Source organism: Azovibrio restrictus DSM 23866, assembly GCF_000429665.1.
GTDB lineage: Bacteria > Pseudomonadota > Gammaproteobacteria > Burkholderiales > Rhodocyclaceae > Azovibrio > Azovibrio restrictus.
In genome coordinates, this window is the sequence record NZ_AUCH01000006.1 from 72,259 (window position 1) to 89,525 (window position 17,267).

The 17,267-nt window shown below is 67.2% G+C and carries 19 protein-coding genes; 10 read left to right on the forward strand and 9 right to left on the reverse strand.

Annotated features, from left to right (window positions below; translation table 11 throughout):
* Positions 1-11: 11 nt before the first annotated feature.
* The 5 genes from pncB (at position 12) to G474_RS22710 (ending at position 5,507) form a co-directional block, all read left to right on the forward strand.
* Entirely contained in the window at positions 12-1,238 is a 1,227-nt protein-coding gene (gene pncB / locus G474_RS0107730) for a nicotinate phosphoribosyltransferase (protein WP_043463654.1), read from the forward strand.
* Positions 1,235-2,965 carry an NAD+ synthase gene (locus tag G474_RS0107735; protein WP_043463657.1) on the forward strand — a complete coding sequence of 577 codons (1,731 nt, stop codon included), beginning with the start codon at positions 1,235-1,237 and terminating at the stop codon, positions 2,963-2,965. The genes pncB and G474_RS0107735 overlap by 4 nt, the downstream gene beginning before the upstream one ends.
* Positions 2,966-2,975: 10 nt before the next feature.
* Positions 2,976-4,001: a bifunctional nicotinamide-nucleotide adenylyltransferase/Nudix hydroxylase gene (locus G474_RS0107740; RefSeq protein ID WP_026686471.1), complete on the forward strand. Its 1,026-nt coding sequence runs from the start codon at positions 2,976-2,978 to the stop codon at positions 3,999-4,001.
* A 610-nt stretch (positions 4,002-4,611) separates the two neighbouring features.
* Positions 4,612-5,061: a hypothetical protein gene (locus G474_RS23295; protein ID WP_156919195.1), complete on the forward strand. Its 450-nt coding sequence runs from the start codon at positions 4,612-4,614 to the stop codon at positions 5,059-5,061.
* A gap of 107 nt (positions 5,062-5,168) precedes the next feature.
* Positions 5,169-5,507 carry a hypothetical protein gene (locus G474_RS22710; protein ID WP_084513645.1) on the forward strand — a complete coding sequence of 113 codons (339 nt, stop codon included), beginning with the start codon at positions 5,169-5,171 and terminating at the stop codon, positions 5,505-5,507.
* 139 nt (positions 5,508-5,646) lie between these two features.
* On the opposite strand, the gene G474_RS0107755 is transcribed toward G474_RS22710, so the two are convergent.
* The 6 genes from G474_RS0107755 to G474_RS23765 all read right to left on the reverse strand — a co-directional run bounded on the left by G474_RS0107755 (position 5,647) and on the right by G474_RS23765 (position 8,932).
* Positions 5,647-6,249, reverse strand: a complete 603-nt coding sequence (locus tag G474_RS0107755) for a hypothetical protein (RefSeq protein ID WP_026686474.1) — start codon at positions 6,247-6,249, stop codon at positions 5,647-5,649.
* A gap of 42 nt (positions 6,250-6,291) precedes the next feature.
* Positions 6,292-7,014: a DUF4261 domain-containing protein gene (locus G474_RS21980; RefSeq protein ID WP_051282070.1), complete on the reverse strand. Its 723-nt coding sequence runs from the start codon at positions 7,012-7,014 to the stop codon at positions 6,292-6,294.
* A 6-nt stretch (positions 7,015-7,020) separates the two neighbouring features.
* On the reverse strand, positions 7,021-7,200 hold the full coding sequence (locus tag G474_RS0107765) for a hypothetical protein (protein ID WP_026686475.1): 180 nt from the start codon (positions 7,198-7,200) through the stop codon (positions 7,021-7,023).
* A 72-nt stretch (positions 7,201-7,272) separates the two neighbouring features.
* Positions 7,273-7,965 (reverse strand): hypothetical protein, encoded by a 693-nt coding sequence (locus G474_RS0107770; protein WP_026686476.1) that lies wholly within the window; start codon positions 7,963-7,965, stop codon positions 7,273-7,275.
* Between the two features lie 35 nt (positions 7,966-8,000).
* Positions 8,001-8,372 carry a putative signal transducing protein gene (locus G474_RS23760; RefSeq protein ID WP_026686477.1) on the reverse strand — a complete coding sequence of 124 codons (372 nt, stop codon included), beginning with the start codon at positions 8,370-8,372 and terminating at the stop codon, positions 8,001-8,003.
* Positions 8,373-8,386: 14 nt separating this feature from the next.
* Positions 8,387-8,932 carry a hypothetical protein gene (locus tag G474_RS23765; RefSeq protein ID WP_051282072.1) on the reverse strand — a complete coding sequence of 182 codons (546 nt, stop codon included), beginning with the start codon at positions 8,930-8,932 and terminating at the stop codon, positions 8,387-8,389.
* 186 nt (positions 8,933-9,118) lie between these two features.
* Between G474_RS23765 and G474_RS0107785 the strand changes: the two genes are divergently transcribed.
* The 5 genes from G474_RS0107785 to G474_RS0107805 all read left to right on the forward strand — a co-directional run bounded on the left by G474_RS0107785 (position 9,119) and on the right by G474_RS0107805 (position 14,384).
* The gene (locus G474_RS0107785) at positions 9,119-11,092 is read left to right on the forward strand and encodes a sensor histidine kinase (protein WP_245589326.1); all 1,974 of its coding nucleotides are present in this window, start codon (positions 9,119-9,121) and stop codon (positions 11,090-11,092) included.
* Entirely contained in the window at positions 11,085-12,431 is a 1,347-nt protein-coding gene (locus tag G474_RS0107790) for a sigma-54-dependent transcriptional regulator (protein WP_026686479.1), read from the forward strand. The genes G474_RS0107785 and G474_RS0107790 overlap by 8 nt, the downstream gene beginning before the upstream one ends.
* A 113-nt stretch (positions 12,432-12,544) precedes the next feature.
* Positions 12,545-13,177 carry a hypothetical protein gene (locus G474_RS0107795; protein ID WP_026686480.1) on the forward strand — a complete coding sequence of 211 codons (633 nt, stop codon included), beginning with the start codon at positions 12,545-12,547 and terminating at the stop codon, positions 13,175-13,177.
* A gap of 66 nt (positions 13,178-13,243) precedes the next feature.
* Complete coding sequence (locus G474_RS0107800; RefSeq protein WP_026686481.1) at positions 13,244-13,609, forward strand: cupin domain-containing protein; 366 nt, start codon at positions 13,244-13,246, stop codon at positions 13,607-13,609.
* A 64-nt stretch (positions 13,610-13,673) separates the two neighbouring features.
* The gene (locus G474_RS0107805; protein WP_026686482.1) at positions 13,674-14,384 is read left to right on the forward strand and encodes a class I SAM-dependent methyltransferase; all 711 of its coding nucleotides are present in this window, start codon (positions 13,674-13,676) and stop codon (positions 14,382-14,384) included.
* A gap of 12 nt (positions 14,385-14,396) precedes the next feature.
* On the opposite strand, the gene G474_RS0107810 is transcribed toward G474_RS0107805, so the two are convergent.
* Genes G474_RS0107810 through cbiB form a run of 3 tightly spaced genes read right to left on the reverse strand, consistent with a single transcriptional unit; the run spans position 14,397 to position 17,231 of the window.
* Positions 14,397-15,287, reverse strand: a complete 891-nt coding sequence (locus tag G474_RS0107810) for a cobalamin-binding protein (protein WP_026686483.1) — start codon at positions 15,285-15,287, stop codon at positions 14,397-14,399.
* Positions 15,281-16,285, reverse strand: coding sequence for a threonine-phosphate decarboxylase CobD (cobD, locus tag G474_RS0107815; protein WP_026686484.1), 1,005 nt, complete (start codon positions 16,283-16,285; stop codon positions 15,281-15,283). The genes G474_RS0107810 and cobD overlap by 7 nt, the downstream gene beginning before the upstream one ends.
* On the reverse strand, positions 16,278-17,231 hold the full coding sequence (gene cbiB, locus G474_RS0107820) for an adenosylcobinamide-phosphate synthase CbiB (protein ID WP_043463660.1): 954 nt from the start codon (positions 17,229-17,231) through the stop codon (positions 16,278-16,280). Before cbiB ends, cobD begins: the two co-directional genes overlap by 8 nt.
* Positions 17,232-17,267: the final 36 nt, after the last annotated feature.

Genomic DNA, 17,267 nt, shown 5'->3' on the forward strand with positions numbered 1-17,267 from the left:
AGGAGAACATCATGGACAGTCAACAACCCGTCGTGCAGAGCCTGCTGGAGAACGATCTCTACAAATTCACCATGTGGCAGGCCCTGCTGCACAGTCATCCCGATGCCCGCACCGAGTACCGCTTCGTCTGCCGCAACAGCCCCGCCTTTCCTCTGGCGGAGCTGCGCCAGGCGGTGGAACTGGAGCTGGACCGGCTCTGCAGCCTCAGCTTCACCCAGGAGGAGCTGGACTACCTGAGCAGCCTGCGCTTCATCAAGAGCGATTTCGTGGACTTCCTTTCCGTCTTCCGCTTCCAGCGCCGCTTCATCCAGGTGGACGTGGAGGGGGAGCAACTCACCGTGGTGGCCCGGGGCCCCATGGTGCACGTCATGGCCTTCGAGATCTTCGTGCTCTACATCGTCAATGAGCTCTACTTCCGCCGCCTGGGCGGGGCGGATGCGGCTCTGGTCGAAGCCCGGCAGCGACTGCAGGCCAAGATCGCCCTGGTGCGCCGGGAGGCCGCCGACCTGGGCGGCGCCGAGCCCTTCGTGCTCACCGACTTCGGCCTGCGCCGCCGCTACTCGGGGGCCTGGCAGGAAGAGGTGGTGCGCACCCTGGCCGAGGCCCTGCCCGAACACTTCCGCGGCACCTCCAATGTTTACCTGGCCAAGAAGCTGGGCCTGGTGCCCATCGGCACCATGGCCCACGAATACCTGCAGGCCTACCAGGCCTTCGGCTTTCGCCTGCGGGATTTCCAGAAGGCGGCCCTGGAGGGCTGGGTGCAGGAATACCGGGGCGACCTGGGCATCGCGCTTACCGACGTGGTGGGCATGGACGCCTTCCTGCGCGATTTCGACCTCTATTTCGCCAAGCTCTTCGACGGCCTCCGGCACGACTCCGGCGACCCGGTGGCCTGGGGCGAGAAGGCCATCGCCCACTACCGTTCCCTGCGCATCGACCCCAACACCAAGCGCCTGGTGTTCTCGGACGGCCTCGACATACCCCGGGCCCTGGCCCTGTACCGGCACTTCAAGGGGCGCATCCAGACCTCCTACGGCATCGGTACCGACCTGACCAACGACACGCCCTACAAGGCCCTGAACATCGTCATGAAGCTGATCTCCTGCAACGGCCAGCCGGTGGCCAAGCTCTCGGATGCTCCGGGCAAGACCCTGTGCGAGGACCAGACCTTCCTCGCCTACCTGCGCCAGGTGTTCCAGCACCCGGCCGTGCCGGTCCCGGCGGGAGGTGGATCATGAGCGCCCTGAGGATCAGCCTGGCCCAGCTCAATCCCACCATCGGCGACCTGGAAGGCAACAGCGCCCTGATGCTCGCCGCAGCCCGCCAGGCCCAGGCTGACGGAGCCCAGCTGGTGGTATTCCCGGAGCTTTCCCTGACCGGCTATTCCCCCGGCGACCTGCTCCTGGAAGCGGACTTCCTCGCCCGGGTGGAAGCGGCACTGGCCGCCCTGGTGGAAGCCAGCCGCTGCACCCCCGGGCTGTACTGGGTGGTGGGCGCCCCCACCCGGCGCCGCGGCCCCGGCAAACCCCTGGCCAACAGCCTGCTGGTGCTCCAGGACGGCCAGCTGCGGCTCAGCTACGCCAAGCAGCTGCTGCCCACCTACAACGTCTTCGACGAGCGCCGCTACTTCGAGCCGGGCCCGGAGCCCGGTGCGGACCCGGTGCCCCTGCTGCAGATCGGCCCGGCCCGGGTGGGCTTCCTGATCTGCGAGGACGGCTGGAACGACGCCGGCCAGGATTACCCGGTGAACCCCTTTGCCGCCCTGGCCGAGGCGGCCCCGGACCTGGTGGTCTCCATCAACGCCAGCCCCTCCAGCATCGGCAAGCGCGAACAGCGGCACGCCCTGTTCGCCGCCGCCAGCCGCCGGCACGGCCTGCCCATGGTGTACGTGAACCAGGTGGGCGGCCACGACCAGCTGGTGTTCGACGGGGCCTCCTTCGCGGTGAGTCCGGAAGCCGGCGTGGTGTTCGAGTCGCCCCGCTTCGCTCAGTCGGTGGATACCCTGCTGCTGGCGAACGGCCGCTTCAGCGCCCCGGACGGCAGCCCCCTGGCGCCGGTGCCCGCCGCCGGCCTGCCGGTCATGGAGTTCTACCGCCGCCAGATCGTCCTGGGTTTGCAGGACTACGCCCGCCGCTGCGGCTTCAGGAAGGCCCTGGTGGGCTCCTCCGGCGGCATCGACAGCGCCCTCACCCTGGCCCTGGCGGTGGAAGCCCTGGGCGCCGAAAACGTGACGGCGGTGACCCTGCCTTCCCGCTATTCCAGCGCCGGCAGCGTGGACGACTCGGTGGCCCTGTGCGCCAACCTGGGCATCACCCTGCACGAACACCCGATCCGGGACCTGGTGCAGACCTACGAGGCCGGCTTTGCCGCCGCCTTCGGCAGCCCCCTCCAGGGCCTGGCCCTGGAAAACCTCCAGGCCCGGGTGCGCGGCACGGTGCTGATGGAATACTCCAACAGCTTCGGCCACCTGCTGCTCACCACCGGCAACAAGAGCGAAATCTCGGTGGGCTACTGCACCCTGTACGGCGACACCAACGGGGGCCTGGGCCTGATCGGCGACCTCTACAAGACCGAGGTCTTCGACCTGTGCCGGCACCTGAACGAATGCGCCGGGCGGGAGCTGATCCCTACCGCCATCATTGACAAGCCCCCCTCGGCAGAACTGGCCCCGGACCAGAAGGACACGGACAGCCTGCCCCCCTACCCGGTGCTGGACGTGATCCTGAAGGTGCTGATCGAGGGCGAACGCCTGGGCAAGGACGAAAAGGCCGCCGTCCAGGCCGAATACGCCGCCCTCAGCGCCGGGCCGGAAGGCCGGGCCCTGGTGGCCCGCATCCGCCGCCTGATCGACCGCAACGAATACAAGCGCCGCCAGGCCCCGCCCATCCTGCGCCTGCGCGGCCGGGCCTTCGGCAGTGGCCGGCAGATGCCCATCGCCGCTTTTTATCCCGCTTTCCAGCCTTGAGGAAGACGCCATGAACACCCATTACGACGCCGCCGTCCTGATCGGCCGCTTCCAGCCCTTCCACCGAGGCCACGCCGCCCTGCTGGCCCGGGCCCTGCAGAGCGCCAGCCGGGTGCTGCTGGTGCTGGGCTCCGCCCACCAGGCCCGGAATGCCAAGAACCCCTTCACCTGGGAGGAGCGGGCCGCCATGATCGCCGCCACCCTGGACGAGGTCGACGCCGCCCGGGTGGACTTCATCCCCATGCGCGACTACTACGATGACAGCCGCTGGGCCGCCGCCGTGGAGCAGGCCGTCCAGGCCCGCCTGGGGCCGGCCCCGGCGCGGGTGGCCCTGGTGGGCTACCACAAGGACGCCTCCAGCCACTACCTGCAGCGCTTTCCCCGCTGGTACTTCGTGGACCTGGGCCGCCAGGGCGAGGTGGACGCCACCGCCATCCGCCAGATCTACTTCGAGGGGGAACACCCGGGCGCCACCCTGGCCCTGCTCGGCGGCCTGGTGCCCGAAGCCGTCGCCCACTACCTCAAGGGCTGGTCCCGCCTGCCCGCCTACGCCGCCATGGCCGCCGAACACGGGGCCATCGAGGCCTACCGCAAGACCTGGGGCAGCGGTCCCTTCGTCACCGTGGACGCGGTGGTCACCGCCGCCGGCCACGTGCTGCTGATCCGCCGGGGCCGCAGCCCCGGCCAGGGCCAGTGGGCCGTCCCCGGCGGCTTCCTGGACGGCCGCGAGCGGGTCCTGCAAGGGGCGATCCGCGAACTGAGGGAAGAGACCGAACTAGGCACCCTGGACTCCAGCCTCGAAGGCGCCCTCAAGGGCGTGGCCGTGTTCGACCACCCGGACCGCAGCCAGCGCGGCCGCATCATCACCCACGCCCACTGGTTCGCCCTGGACACGGACCGCCTCCCCGACGTCACCGGTGCCGACGACGCCGCCGAAGCCCGCTGGGTGCCGGTGGCGGAACTGGCGGGGATGGAAGGGCAATTCTTCGAGGACCACTTCCACATCCTCAATCATTTTCTGGGGCTGGTGGGGTGAGGGGAATTGCTACTGAAAGACCAAGAGCATGACACCGAACTGGGATGCTGGCAGAATCCCTGTGTCATTGAAGGGAGCCGCTCATGGCTGTCAGCCATTCCTGTGAATACATGCAGTATCCGGCTTGCCGCCAGCCTCTGCCTTGTTTTCAGGGGATGTCCTTTCCAGAATTAGCGGCCAACTAATATCCCGTGAGCAATCAGGCGCCGTCTTCCTCCCATCGTCAAAAGCCGTCCTTCTCGCGTTGGCTCGTTATTGGGCTTGTGGTTCTTGGGTTGGCCTCAGTCTCTGGCCTTGCCTACATGTTGAGCATGGCCGTCAAAATGGTCGCATCTGGGCGTGGGCTCGAAACCTACCGAACGTTTTGGTTGGTCGAGTTCAACTGGCTCGGTTTTCTCGTTCTTTGCGCAGCAGTCGTATTGGCGCTCGTCGTGGCCGGTTTCCTACGCCTTCGTGAGCACATGCAATGGCGCTCGCTCGAAAGGAAGTACGGTGGCCAAAAGCGGTAGGCCCAACCCGGCGGTCAACCGGACTACCTGCAAGCTGCGCTTGCAGGTACCGTCCGTCTTCGGCTCCGGCAGCCGGTTACTTCTACGTTGGGGGCCTTAGCGTGGCCACGCTCAACGAGTTCTCGGGGTTCAACTGGCACGACAATGCCATTCACGGCATTCGCATTGTCGAGGGCGAAGATGGATGCAGCGGCGATTTGGTGTTGGACATCGACTTCATTGTTGAGTGGCTTCAACCCGAAGGCGGTGCGAAATGTTTCCGCTTTCGAGTCGCCCCTACAGATCTTACTTTTCACCAGACCACCGACTTGGTCATCTGCATTGACTACGCATCGTGCAGCGGCGCCTTTCAACCTATGACCATCCGTCAGATTCACCGAGAGTCCATTACCTATCCGAGCGGTCATCCGGCCTTCGCTTGGAAAATCGAGCTGAACTGGCCGTCGAATGGCTTCATTTCCTTTCACTCTCCAGGCTTCACGCAAACGGTGAGAACGTTACCCGTTGAAACGGATGCGCAATGTTTGTCACTAGCACAGCGCAATTCATGACCCAACCCTGCGTTGCAGGCGCCTTGCGCATAAAGCCGCGCAAGGCGCCTGAACTTGAACGCTGGTCATCACAATGATTTCCGACGCACGCCTCTTTCATCTAAGCAATGAAGCTCGACCGAACACGCGAACTTATCCACAGGGGAGTAGATACACAGCAGCCGCTCAATGGGCTCATTCATGTCTTGGAGTCGGCGCTTGAATTGGTCGCGCTTCCTGATAACGATTTCTGCTGGTCATCTTGGAAAGATGCTGAGGAAGCGAAAACTGAGATCGAGTCAATTGTGCAGTTGCTTCAATCTGGGGGCCTTCCTGATCGTCTTGCGGTTTCGGTTATTTTCGCTCCTACAGGCCCACTTCAAGAAGTAAGCCTCAGCAGCGGGTGGGCAGACCCATTTCTTAAAGTCGCTGAAAAGTTCGATGATCTTGAAAAGCTCATTTGGTAACTGCGCGGCTTCACCGCTCCAGCAGCTTCTCGGAAACGTCGCCTCATTCATTGAGGCTTGTTCAGAGTTTCCTTAGCGACATTCACCTCGTATCCGGGCTACCCGATATGGAGCTTGGGCCAGTCAGTCCGGACTGGCGTCACTGGCCAAAGGGGTCTGGTGTCGGGTTCAAGCACTTGCGATAGGGGCCCATCTCCAGCACTTCGTATTTGAGGGGATAGTCGCCCTCGGTGGTGTCCCAGCCAAAAATGGATTCCATCTCCGTGATTTTCAACTTTACCCTTGCTTCCCAGCACGGCGCTTGGGGGCTCGGCTTGGGGGCTCTGAATTTCTTTTCGGTCTCGCGGACGTCGGGGAACTGCAGGTACAGTTCATGCCGGAAGAATATGGGGCGTTTTGCTGGCCACGGGGTCTTTTTTTCGCCCCGGAGGGTGAATTCATTGATGAACTCCGAGGGCTCCCGCCGCAAGACCCCGGTAATCATTTGCTCCCCTGTAAAGAAGAAGGCTCCGACCTCCGTGGGGTCACCCTGGATGTCCTGTATCTGGTAGTTGCAGGCTGCCGTCAGGCTGAGATTCCTGAACTGGGAGGGCGGGGTTTGCAATAACTGCGGGCACGCTTTGCCTCGGCATCGGGGTAGTTCCGGGGTGGCGTAACCGTGTTTTTCACACAGGTCTTGCGAGGATGAGGCGTGGGCCTGGGGGATGCAAAGCAGGCAGGCGATGAAGGTCAGCAGGCGCATGTAGCGGTTCCCGGTTTGGGCTGGGCGCGTGGGCGAGGCCGGTCAGGCCGGGCTCAGTGTCCATAGGCCGTGGGGGTTGAAGAACAGGTCTTCCGCTGCATGCCTGTCGTCTTCTTCACGTGTCAGTCGCCAGGTGGGTTCGTCTGCGGCCAGGCTGAAGGTGTGGCCGGATTCCAGTGCCGGCTCCTCCGTTATCTGCCAGTGGTTGAAGCGGTTCATGAGGTCCGCGGCATCAGCCGGCATGAGGGTGCCTGGAACGGCGCAGTCCGGGAGGCCGAAGTGATGCATTCCACAGGAGTAGTAGTGCCCCTGGCCGCCTATCAATACGACGGCGGCGCAATAGAGGTCGAAGGGGGATCCGTTCAGTAAGGCAAACCATCGCTCCCAGGTATGGGCGCAACCGGCGGACTCCACTTTCACTGCATGGCCGCCCAGTTCCTGAAGCAGTCTGGTGAACTTGATCAACCGCTCCCGTTCGGCCCGCAGGTCAAGGGAGAAATGCAGATACACCGTTGATTCATGACCCTGGACCAAGTCCAGCACTGGCGCCGCGATTCGCCCCTGGCCTGCCAGCTCGAATGCCCTGCCCATCTCCGGGGAGGCGGCCGTGAATTCGGCCACGACATGCTCTTTATCCCCGAGGTCCGCGAGGATTTTTCCGGCAAACATGAAGCGCCCCGCCGGTTCGTGTGCGATGACACGCCGGAGAAAGTCGTGCTGGTCTTTCCAGGGGCCGGGAATGCAGAGGATCAGGTCATTGATCATGGTGTTTCAGGAATACAGGAGGGTGATGACGATGGCGGCGGCGGCGACCATCAGGGCAAGGGCGAGCTCGCCGATTTTCCAGGCCTGTTCTGGCTCCAGCCGGAATCTCCTGCCGATCAGTTTGCCCACGATGCCGGCGCACAGGTCGCCGATGGCGATGAGCAGGGCAAGGGCCAGCTCACCCATGAATCTGGCCAGAGCGGTCGGGGGGCGGGGTCTGCATGCAAACGCGGTTGCGAGAGGCGTGTGGCCGGGCCTTCAAATCTCCTCCGGCACGGTGACGATTTCCTGGTCCAGTTCCTTGCTCAGGGTGGCAAGCGAGAATCGGGCGTGGTGGATGGCCCGGTCTTTCTGGTAGATGAGGGTGAGGTGCTGGCTGTCCAGCATTTCCCGGGACAGCACCCGGCTCACCCCGTCCAGCACTTCGGTGAGGCCGGTGCCGTCGGGCTTGGCCAGGGCGATCCGGGAGCGGTCGTCCCGGGACAGCTTGCCGTCGCCGTTGCTGTCGTTGCTGATGTACTCGAAAAAGAGAGCGCTGGTCGGTGCCTGTTTCGATCCGCTGGACTCGGTTTCGTGGCGTAGTTGTTCCACCGTGAGGATCAGGTTGCTCTGGACCGGAAACAGCCAGCGGGGCGTCTTGTCCTTCCCGCTCAGGAACAGGACATTGCGGGTCTCGCTGCCGTAGCCGCTGGAATAGAGCTTCCCGGAGCTGTCCCGGGCCGATAGGTCCAGCATCTGGGTATCGGTACCGTGAATGTTCTCGATCTGGCCGAACTCCAGCAGCACCGGCTTGGCCTCGCCGGCCTGGGTGGCGGGAATCGGCACCGCCCTGGAGGATTGCCACTGATTTGAGGACCAGATGTTCCAGGCGATGAAAGCGCCCAGGCCCAGCAGGCCAAGCAGCAGCAGGGCGCTATTGATTCTTTTGATGAGGGTGAACAGGCGTTCCATGGAAGGCTTCCTGGGGTGGGGTTGAAGGGGGGCGATCAGGCGGCCGGGTCCGGCCCCGGGCCGGTGTCATCCGGGTCTGGCTCCGGGCTGGGTTTTTGCCGGGGGAAGGGCACCGGCCAGCCGCCCAGCAGGCCTTCGGCGACGACCCGCATCCGGTCCCTGGGGGGCAGGCGGGCCGCATCACCGTCCCCGTCCCGGAGTGCGGCGAGCAGCTGGGCCGCGTCCTCGAACCAGGCCTCCGGCACCATGATCCTCCGGGTGTTGTAGAGGGCAACCTGCATACCGGGGTAGAGGCCCCCGAATCCCTGGTTATGCACGTAGTGGGGGATTTCGTGGGCGACCAGCAGGCTCACCATCACGGCGAGTTCGGCTTCGGAGCGGGGGACCGCGATACTCAGGAATTCCATGGTGGGCTGCCGGCTTATGGCTCGCCTCCGAACTCGGCCCGGACGGGGGCGGAGAGCAGGCGTTTGACGAGCCAAGCCAGGAGCAGGGACAGCCCCACGGCGAACAGGGCGGAAAACACCCGCATGAACATGAACATGCGTTCGAGTTCCAGGGGGCCGTCGGTCTGGGCAAGGCCGGGCGAGGCGAACACGAGCTGTTGCAGCGCGATGCCGGCCAGGTTCCACAGGATGCCCAAGCCCAGGATGCCCACAAAGGCCAGCCGCGCCCAGTTGCGGCGCTTGAGGAGGCCGATGGCGGCCACCAGGGTGCCTATGGAGAGGATGAGAAAAGCCAGGAACAGGTAACGGATGTGGCCCAGGAGGAAGTCCAGGACGGCTGGTACCCCTGAAGCATGGGGGCTGGGCGGGAGCGCCAGGTCGGTGGGGAACATCAGCTGGATCATGATGTTCTGGGCCACCGCGATGAGGCTGGCAAAGCCCGCCATGACGATGAAGGTCCAGGCCAGGGCGGTGATGAAGGTGGAACGTGGCGGGGATGGCGGGAGCACGGGGGTTGCCATGGGGTTTGTCCTGGGGAGCTGGGGCCGGGGGCCGGGGGCCGCAAAGGCCGCAAGTTAGCATGACATCGGTCTGGCTGTCTGCTGCCGGCCCCGGGTTCTGGGTCCGCCGCGCCCCCGGAAACCCCTGATTTCCCTCCGCCCCGCTCGCAAGTACCATGGCGCCCATTACGGTCTCGCCACTTCTCCATGTTCGATGCCTCTTCCGACTTTGCCCTGGACCCCTGGCTGATAGGCCTGGCCCTGATCGGCATGATCGCCCTGCGCTGGCCCTTCGGGCTGCGGCCGGGGCAGCGCCTGCGCCGGGTCGGGGTGCTGCTGGCGGCTGGGGTGGTGCTGCTGGCGGTGGGGGCGGTGGCCTATCGCTGGAGCCTGGTGGCGGGGCTGGCGGAACTGCGCCAGCGGGGCCAGCACCGGCTGGAGCTCTATTCGGAAAGCATGGAGCGGGAAGTGGCCAAGTTCGGCTACGTGCCCAGCATCCTCGGCCTGGAGCAGAACGTGCTCGCCCTGCTGGCTCGGCAGGAGCGCCCGGATGCGGCCCTGACGGGGCGGGTCAATGTGTTCCTGGAACAGCTCAACGAGCGGGCCGGCACCACGGCCATCTACGTCATGGACCGGCGCGGGCGGGTGGTGGCGGCCAGCAACTGGAGCCGGCCGGAAAGCTTCCTGGGCCAGGATTTCTCCTACCGGCCCTACGTCATCGACGGCCTCCAGGGCCGGCCCGGGCGCTTCTACGGCATCGGCACCACCAGCGGCGCGCCCGGCTATTACCTGTCCTACGGCATCAGCGGTCCGGATGGCATCCGTGGTGTGGCGGCGGCCAAGATCAGCCTGGAAGGCCTGGAGCAGACCTGGAGCACCAGCGAGGCGCCGGTGCTGGTCACCGACGAGAACGGGGTGGTGATCCTGTCCTCCATCCCCGCCTGGAAGTTTGCCGCCACCCGGCCCATTTCCCCCGAGCGGCTGGCGGAGCTGGAACGCACCCGGCGCTACAACGGCCGGCCCCTGCCGCCCTTAGGCATCGTTACCCTGGATTCGGCCCCCGACGGTTCCCAGCGGGTGCGCCTGCCCTCCAGCCGCAAGCAGGAGCTGGCGCCCGGCGAGGGCGGGGTGTTCCTGGTGCAGAAGAAGCCCATCGAAGGCTCCGGCTGGCAACTCACCGTATTTACCAGCACCGCCCAGGTGCGCGAACTGGCGCTCACCCATGGGGCCCTGGCGGCCCTGGCCACGGCCTTCATCCTGGTGCTGCTGACCGTGGCCCGGGAGCGGCGGCGCCACATCCGCGAGCGCCTGGCGGCCCGGGAGGCCCTGCAGCAGGCCCATGACGAACTGGAAAAGAAGGTGGAGCAGCGCACCGGGGAGCTGTCGGACACGGTGGCCCAGCTCCAGGCCGAGGTGGCCGAGCGGGTGCGGGCCGAGAACACCCTGCGCAAGGCCCAGGAAGGCCTGGTCCAGGCCGGCAAGCTGGCCGTGATCGGGCAGCTCTCGGCCGGCATCACCCACGAACTGAACCAGCCCCTGGCGGCCCTGCGCACCCTTTCCGGCAACACCCTCAAGTACCTGGACCGGGGCCGCCTGGACACGGTGCGCTCCAACCTGCAGACCATGGACCAGATGGCCGAGCGCATGGGCCACATCACCGGTCAGCTCAAGCGCTTTGCGCGCAAATCCACCGGCCAGCAGCTAGCGGTGGATGTGGGCAATGCCTTTGCCAATGCCCTTTCCCTCCTGGCCCAGCGGATCAGGAAGGAGCAGGTCCAGGTGAGCCTGGAGCTGACCGAATCGCCGCTCCTGGCCCGGGGCGACCAGAACCGCCTGGAGCAGGTGCTGGTGAACCTGGTGGGCAACGCCCTGGACGCCATGGGCGACAACGAAGCCGCCGGCCGGCCCCGGGAGCTGCGCCTGTGCGCCCACCGGGAGGCCGCCCAGGTGGTGCTGCGGGTGATGGATAATGGTTCGGGCCTCCCGGTGCAGGTGCTGGAGCGGCTCTTCGAGCCCTTCCTCACCACCAAGGAGCCCGGGGTCGGCCTGGGGCTGGGGCTGCCCATCTCCGCCGGCATCGTGCGCGACTGCGGCGGCGAACTGAATGGGGCCAACCGGCCCGAATGCGGCGCCGTATTCACCGTGCGCCTGCCGGCGGTCAAGGAGCTGGAAGATGTCTGAACACGAATTGCATGTGCTGCTGGTGGAGGACGATCCGGCGGTGCGCCTGGGCTGCGAGCAGGCCCTGGATCTGGAAGGCATCGCCGTGCGCGCCTTCGATTCCGCCGAGGCGGTGCGCACCGCCTTCAGCCCCGGCTGTCCGGCGGTGGTGATCAGCGACGTGCGCCTGCCGGGCAAGGACGGCCTCACCCTGCTGCGCGAGCTGCGCACCCTGGATGCCGGCTTGCCGGTGGTGCTGATCACCGGCCACGGGGACATCAACATGGCCGTGCAGGCCATGAAGGACGGGGCCTACGATTTCCTGGAAAAACCCTTCCCCCCGGAGCAGCTGGTGGAAGTGGCGCGCCGGGCCCTGGAAAAGCGGGCCCTGACCCTGGAGGTCCAGACCCTGCGGCGCCAGCTCGCCGAGGGGGGCGGCGCCGGTCAGGTGGTGCAGCGCCTGATCGGCCGTTCCCCGGCCATGGAACAGCTGCGCCGGATGATCCTGGACCTGGCCGACACGGACGCGGACGTGCTGATCCACGGGGAAACCGGCACCGGCAAGGAGCTGGTGGCCCGCTGCCTGCACGACTGCAGCCGGCGCCGGGAACGCCATTTCGTGCCCCTGAACTGCGGCGGCCTGCCCGAATCGGTGTTCGAGAGCGAGCTGTTCGGGCACGAGGCCGGGGCCTTCACCGGAGCCCAGAAGCAGCGTATCGGCCGGATCGAATACGCCAGCGGCGGCACCCTGTTCCTGGACGAAATCGAGACCATGCCCCTGGTGCTGCAGATCAAGCTGCTGCGGGTGTTCCAGGAGCGGGTCATCGAGCGGCTCGGGGCGAACCGGCCCATCCCCGTGGATTGCCGGGTGATCGCCGCCAGCAAGGCCGACCTGCGCCGCCAGGCCGACGAAGGGCGCTTCCGGGCCGACCTCTACTACCGGCTCAACGTGGTCAGCCTGGAAATTCCGCCCCTGCGGGAACGGCGGGAGGACATTCCCCTGCTGTTCGAACACTTCGCCCAGGAAGCCGCCCGGCGCTATAACCGGGAGGTGCCGGCGGTGGACGAGAGCATCTCCCGGCAGCTGTTCGCCCATGCCTGGCCCGGCAACGTGCGCGAACTGCGCAATGCCGCCGACCGCTTCGTCCTGGGCCTGGGGCGCAACTTCATCGGCGGCGGCGCCCTGGAAACCGGCGAGCTGCCCCTGGCCCGGGCCGTGGAAGCCTTCGAGTCGGCCCTGATCGCCGAAGCCCTGCGCCGCCATGGGCACAGCCTGGCGCGCACCGCCCAGGCCCTGCAGGTGGCCAAGACTACCCTGCACGACAAGCTGAAGAAATACGGCCTCACGGGCGAATCCTGAGCCGGGGCGGGCGGCCACGGTTCTGGCTGCCTCTATTCCATGGGCATTGCCCGGTGCTACCATGCCGCCCCTTCAGCCGGGCGCTTGGGCCCGGCCTTGCGCGGAGCGTACCCATGTCCCTCTCTTCCTACAGTCTCGTCTATGGCAGCGGCCAGGTCCTCATGGGGCTGGCCCTGGTCACCTTCTTCCTCGCCTATGGCGCCACCCTCTACCAGGGCTTCCGGCGCAGCGTGCTGCTGGGGCTGGCCGTGCTGCTGCTGGCTCCCTTTTCCGTCGGGGTCTACCTGTTCACGTTCCGCAAGGAGCATCCGCGCATCCTGCGCACCCTGCTGATCTCTCTGGGCCTGTTCCTGCTCGCCCTCCTGCCCCTGCTGCTGGCCAAATCCATGCGCGACCAAGGGGGCGCCAGCAACGAGCTGGTGGACCTGGTCCGCGACATGGCGCCCCTGCGCGATGGTCTGGCCGCCCACGTGGCCGCTACCGGACGCTGGCCGGATCAGGGCGAGCTGGCGCAGGTATCCGGGGCCGGGGAGCTGGATGGCCTGCAACGGCGTTTCTTCAGCGAGGGGAATCTGGCCTGGGTGAAGCTCGCCAGTGCAAGCTATGTGGGGGCTCCCAGCGTCGAGTTCGTCGGGCAGATTGACCCGGCCAGCCGCAGTATCAGCTGGTCCTGCACCCGGGACCAGCCGGAGCGGGGCCCGGAGGTCTGCACCGCCTGGGAGGTCGGCATCCGCATCCAGCGGTGAGCCACTGCGGGCGGCTTCTGGCACACTCGGGCTCCCGGGGCCTGGTGCCCGTTTCAGGAGTTTTCCATGCTGCAGCCCTACGCCCAGGTGAGCGCCTACCGGACCAAGGACGGTTCGGAAATCCGTGAGTTGATGCACCCGGCCGTGCACGGCAACCAGCAGCAGTCCCTGGCCGAGGCCCGGGTGCCGGCCGGGGGGCGCACCCTGCTGCACCGGCATCTGCACACCGAGGAGCTGTACCACATCACGGCCGGCACCGGGCACATGACCCTGGGGCAGGAGCACTTCCCGGTGCAGCCCGGGGATACCGTGTGCATCCCGCCCGGCACGCCCCACTGCATCGCCGCCACCGGCCCCGGGGAACTGCGCCTGTTGTGCTGCTGCGCCCCGGCCTACAGCCACGCGGATACGGAGCTGCTGGAAGCAGAGTAGGGCGGCAGGGCATATCGGTGTTTGTTAATATGCGCCCCTTGCCCTTTTTCCTGCCGGATGCCCCATGAAGATCGCCGATCCCAGCCAGACCACGGTCTGCAATGAAGTCAAACTGATGCTGGCCGAACTGCCCCTGGCCGGCGCCCGGGTGCTGGAGCTGGGCTGCGGCAAGGCGGAGAAGACCCGCACCCTGGCCGAGCAGGGCCAGGTGCGGCAAATCCTGGCCCTGGAAGTGGATGCCATCCAGCACCAGCGCAACCTGGAGATACGCGACCTGCCCCAGGTGCAGTTCCGTCAGGGCGGGGCCGAGGCGATTCCCGCCGAGGACGGCAGTTTCGATCTGGTGATCATGCTCAAGTCCCTGCATCACGTACCCCTGGAGCACATGGACCGGGCCCTGTGCGAAATCGAGCGGGTGCTCCGTCCCGGGGGGCTGGCCTGGATTTCCGAGCCGGTGTTCGCGGGGGAGTTGAACGAGGTGATGCGCCTCTTCCACGACGAGGAGCGGGTGCGGGAGGCGGCCTTTGCCGCCGTGTGCCGGGCCGTGGCCGATGGCCGGCTGGCCCTGGAAAAGCAGCTGTTCTTCTGCACCCGCAGCCAGTTCGCCGATTTCGCGGCCTTCGATGCGCGCATGATCCGGGTCACCCATACCGAACACCGGCTGGCGCCGGAACTGTATGCCCAGGTGCAGCAGCGTTTCTCCGCCCATCTGGGCCCCGAGGGCGCCACCTTCCACCCGCCCCAGCGGGTGGATCTGCTCCGTAAGCCCGGCTGAGGGGCCGGAGCTTCAGGGCCCCGGGCGGCGCTGCCGGGCCGTTTCCAGGGCGCGGCAGAGGGCGGCGGTGCCGTCCAGGATGCGCGGCGTGTGGCGCTGCATGATGTCCGGGTTGATGTGGAACAGGTTGCCCCGCTGCACGGCCAGGAGCCGGGGCCAGCGTTTCCAGTCATCCAGCCACTCGGGTTTGGCATCTCCCATGCCGGTGGCGACGATGGCCTCCGGATTGGCGGTGAGCACCGCCTCCAGGCTCACGGTCGGCGCCATCTGCTGCAGTTCCCCATAGACATTGACGCCGCCGCAGATGCTGATGGCGCTGCTGATGATCTGGGGCTTGCCCACGGTCATCAGGGGCTCCTTCCAGATCTGGTAGAACACCGGCACCGGGGCGCGCCGGGCGTATTCCGCCCGCAGTCCGGCCAGGCGCTGGCGGAAGGCGGTGGCCGCGGCGCCGGCCGTGGCCTCGGTGCCCGCCAGCCGGCCGTAGTGTTCGAGCTGCACCGCCACGTCGTCCATGGTGTTGGGCTGGGTCACGAATACCGGCAGCCCCAGGGCCCGCAGCTTGTCCACCTGGGCCGGGGCGTTGCCGCTCTCCCAGGCGATCACCAGGTCCGGCTTCAATTTCAGCACCGCTTCCAGATCCAGCCGGGAATAGCCGCCCACCCGGGGTAGCTGCCGGGCTTCGGGCGGGTAGTCGCTGTAATCCACGGCGCCCACCAGGTAGGGGCCGGCGCCGGCCGCGTAGAGGGTTTCCGTGGCATGGGGGGCCAGGCTGACGATGCGCCGGGCCGGGCCGGGCAGCTCCACCAACCGGCCGGTGTCATCCTTGAGGCGGATAGGGGCGGCCTGGGCGGCCAGGGTCAGGCTGGCGAGCAGGGCGGCCAGGAGGAATCGTTTCAGCATCGCCGGCTCCAGGCGTCGAGGGTGGCGGCCAGTTTATCCCAGTGGGCTTGATTGCCGGGCAGGCCGAAGCGCAGCAGGCCGGCTTCCGGGAACAGGCGCACCAGGATGCCCCGGTCACGCAGGAAATTGAACAGGGGTTTGGGCTGGGCCAGGGCCAGCGTGACGAACAGGGGCGTGGCGGCTGGCGGCGCGGTCTGGGCCAGGGGCGCCAGCAGTGCGGCCAGGCGGGCGCTGGCGGCGGCCAGATCGAGCCGGGCCTGGGCCTGCCAGGCCGTATCGGCCAGGGCCCGGGCCGCCACCCAGCGGGCCGGATGGTTCACGGCCCAGGGGCCGAGCTTTTCCGCCAGGGCTTGCAGCAGCTCCGGCTGGCCGAGCAGGAAACCCACCCGGGCGCCGGCCAGGCCGAAGAACTTGCCCAGGGAGCGGAACACCACCAGGTTGGGGCAGGCCTCGCTGCCGGCCAGGTCGGCCACGCTGATTTCCGGTGTGGCGTCGGCAAAAGCCTCATCCACGAATAGCCAGCCGCCCCGCCGGGCCAGCTGCTCGGCGGCGGCGAGGATGTCGTCCCGGGCCAGCTGATGGCCGGTGGGATTGTTGGGATTGCAGAGCAGCACCCGGGGGGTGGCGGCGGCCAGGGCCCGTTTCAGGTTGCCGGCCGGGAGCTGGCGCAGCTGATGGCCGGCCGCCTGCCAGGCCGCCGGGTGCTCGGCGTAGAGGGGCGCCAGGCAGGCGATGGCGGCGCCGGGAAAGAGGCTGGGCAGGGTCTGGATGGCGGCCTGGGAGCCGGGCAGGGCGAGCAGGCGCGTATTGCCGTAACAGGCGGCGGCAGCCGCTTCCAGGCCGTCGTCGGCTTCAGGCAGCCGCTGCCAGACTTCCGGCGGCAGGGGCGGCACCGGCCAGCTCTGGGGATTGATGCCGGTGGACAGGTCTACCCAGTCTTCCAGGGGAATGGTGCTCAGGCGGGCCGCCTGGCGCAGTCGGCCGCCGTGCTCAAGCATGGAGGAGGCCGATGATCAGGAGCACGGCCAGCCACAGCCACAGGCTGCGTTGTACCAGGCGCAGGGCCAGGCCGATGTGGCGATGGTCCGGAGCGCTGCCCTGGCCCAGCTGGGGGCGCATTTCTTCTTCGCCCTCATAGATGGCGCTGCCGCCCAGGCAGACACCCAGGCTGCCGGCGCCGGAGGCCATCACCGGGCCGGCGTTGGGGCTGTCCCAGGCCGGGGCCTGGCTGCGCCAGCAGCTCAGGGCCCGCTGTGGGGAGCCCAGCAGGGCATAGGTGAGGGCCGTGAGCCGGGCCGGCACCCAGTTGAGCAGGTCGTCCAGGCGGGCGGCGGCCCAGCCGAATTTCAGGAAGCGGGGATTCTTGTAGCCCCACATGGCGTCCAGGGTGTTGGCCAGGCGGAACAGCAGGGCTCCGGGGCCGCCCAGCAGGGCGAACCAGAACAGGGCGCCGAAGATGGCGTCGTTGCCGTTTTCCAGGATCGATTCCACCCCGGCCTTGGCCACGCCGGTGGAGCATAGCTGGCTGGTATCCCGGGACACCAGCCAGCCCACCCGGCGGCGGGCTTCGGGCAGGTTCCTGGCGGCCAGAGGGCGGCGCACTGCTTCCCCATGCTGCATCAGGCTCCGGGCGCCCAGGGCGAAATAGCCGAGCAGCACGTCGGCGTACCAGGCCCAGCCCGGCTGCTGGCGCCACCAGAAGGCCAGGCCCACCAGGGGCAGGACGGCGAAGCCCCAGGCCAGGGCCCCGGCGAAACGGCCGCCGCCACCGCCGCCGGAATGGTTCAGGGCCGCTTCCAGCCAGCCGGCCAGGCGGCCGAAGCCCACCAGGGGATGGCAGCAGCGGGGTTCGCCCAGGAGCCGGTCCAGCAACACGGCGGCCAGGGCGGCCAGGGGCAGGTGCAGGGAAGGATGGTCGGCGAGCAGTTCAGCCAGGAAGTCCATGGGATAATCCCGCGCTTGGTCGGGGCACCGTTTGGC

What these genes read in the sequence shown, in the direction of transcription:
- pncB (WP_043463654.1), top strand. Translation starts at nt 12, where the DNA reads ATGGACAGTCAACAACCCGTCGTGCAGAGCCTGCTGGAGAACGATCTC.
- G474_RS0107735 (WP_043463657.1), top strand. Translation starts at nt 1,235, where the DNA reads ATGAGCGCCCTGAGGATCAGCCTGGCCCAGCTCAATCCCACCATCGGC.
- G474_RS0107740 (WP_026686471.1), top strand. Translation starts at nt 2,976, where the DNA reads ATGAACACCCATTACGACGCCGCCGTCCTGATCGGCCGCTTCCAGCCC.
- G474_RS22710 (WP_084513645.1), top strand. Translation starts at nt 5,169, where the DNA reads ATGAAGCTCGACCGAACACGCGAACTTATCCACAGGGGAGTAGATACA.
- G474_RS0107755 (WP_026686474.1), bottom strand. Translation starts at nt 6,249, where the DNA reads ATGCGCCTGCTGACCTTCATCGCCTGCCTGCTTTGCATCCCCCAGGCC.
- G474_RS21980 (WP_051282070.1), bottom strand. Translation starts at nt 7,014, where the DNA reads ATGATCAATGACCTGATCCTCTGCATTCCCGGCCCCTGGAAAGACCAG.
- G474_RS0107765 (WP_026686475.1), bottom strand. Translation starts at nt 7,200, where the DNA reads ATGGGTGAGCTGGCCCTTGCCCTGCTCATCGCCATCGGCGACCTGTGC.
- G474_RS0107770 (WP_026686476.1), bottom strand. Translation starts at nt 7,965, where the DNA reads ATGGAACGCCTGTTCACCCTCATCAAAAGAATCAATAGCGCCCTGCTG.
- G474_RS23760 (WP_026686477.1), bottom strand. Translation starts at nt 8,372, where the DNA reads ATGGAATTCCTGAGTATCGCGGTCCCCCGCTCCGAAGCCGAACTCGCC.
- G474_RS23765 (WP_051282072.1), bottom strand. Translation starts at nt 8,932, where the DNA reads ATGGCAACCCCCGTGCTCCCGCCATCCCCGCCACGTTCCACCTTCATC.
- G474_RS0107785 (WP_245589326.1), top strand. Translation starts at nt 9,119, where the DNA reads ATGTTCGATGCCTCTTCCGACTTTGCCCTGGACCCCTGGCTGATAGGC.
- G474_RS0107790 (WP_026686479.1), top strand. Translation starts at nt 11,085, where the DNA reads ATGTCTGAACACGAATTGCATGTGCTGCTGGTGGAGGACGATCCGGCG.
- G474_RS0107795 (WP_026686480.1), top strand. Translation starts at nt 12,545, where the DNA reads ATGTCCCTCTCTTCCTACAGTCTCGTCTATGGCAGCGGCCAGGTCCTC.
- G474_RS0107800 (WP_026686481.1), top strand. Translation starts at nt 13,244, where the DNA reads ATGCTGCAGCCCTACGCCCAGGTGAGCGCCTACCGGACCAAGGACGGT.
- G474_RS0107805 (WP_026686482.1), top strand. Translation starts at nt 13,674, where the DNA reads ATGAAGATCGCCGATCCCAGCCAGACCACGGTCTGCAATGAAGTCAAA.
- G474_RS0107810 (WP_026686483.1), bottom strand. Translation starts at nt 15,287, where the DNA reads ATGCTGAAACGATTCCTCCTGGCCGCCCTGCTCGCCAGCCTGACCCTG.
- cobD (WP_026686484.1), bottom strand. Translation starts at nt 16,285, where the DNA reads ATGCTTGAGCACGGCGGCCGACTGCGCCAGGCGGCCCGCCTGAGCACC.
- cbiB (WP_043463660.1), bottom strand. Translation starts at nt 17,231, where the DNA reads ATGGACTTCCTGGCTGAACTGCTCGCCGACCATCCTTCCCTGCACCTG.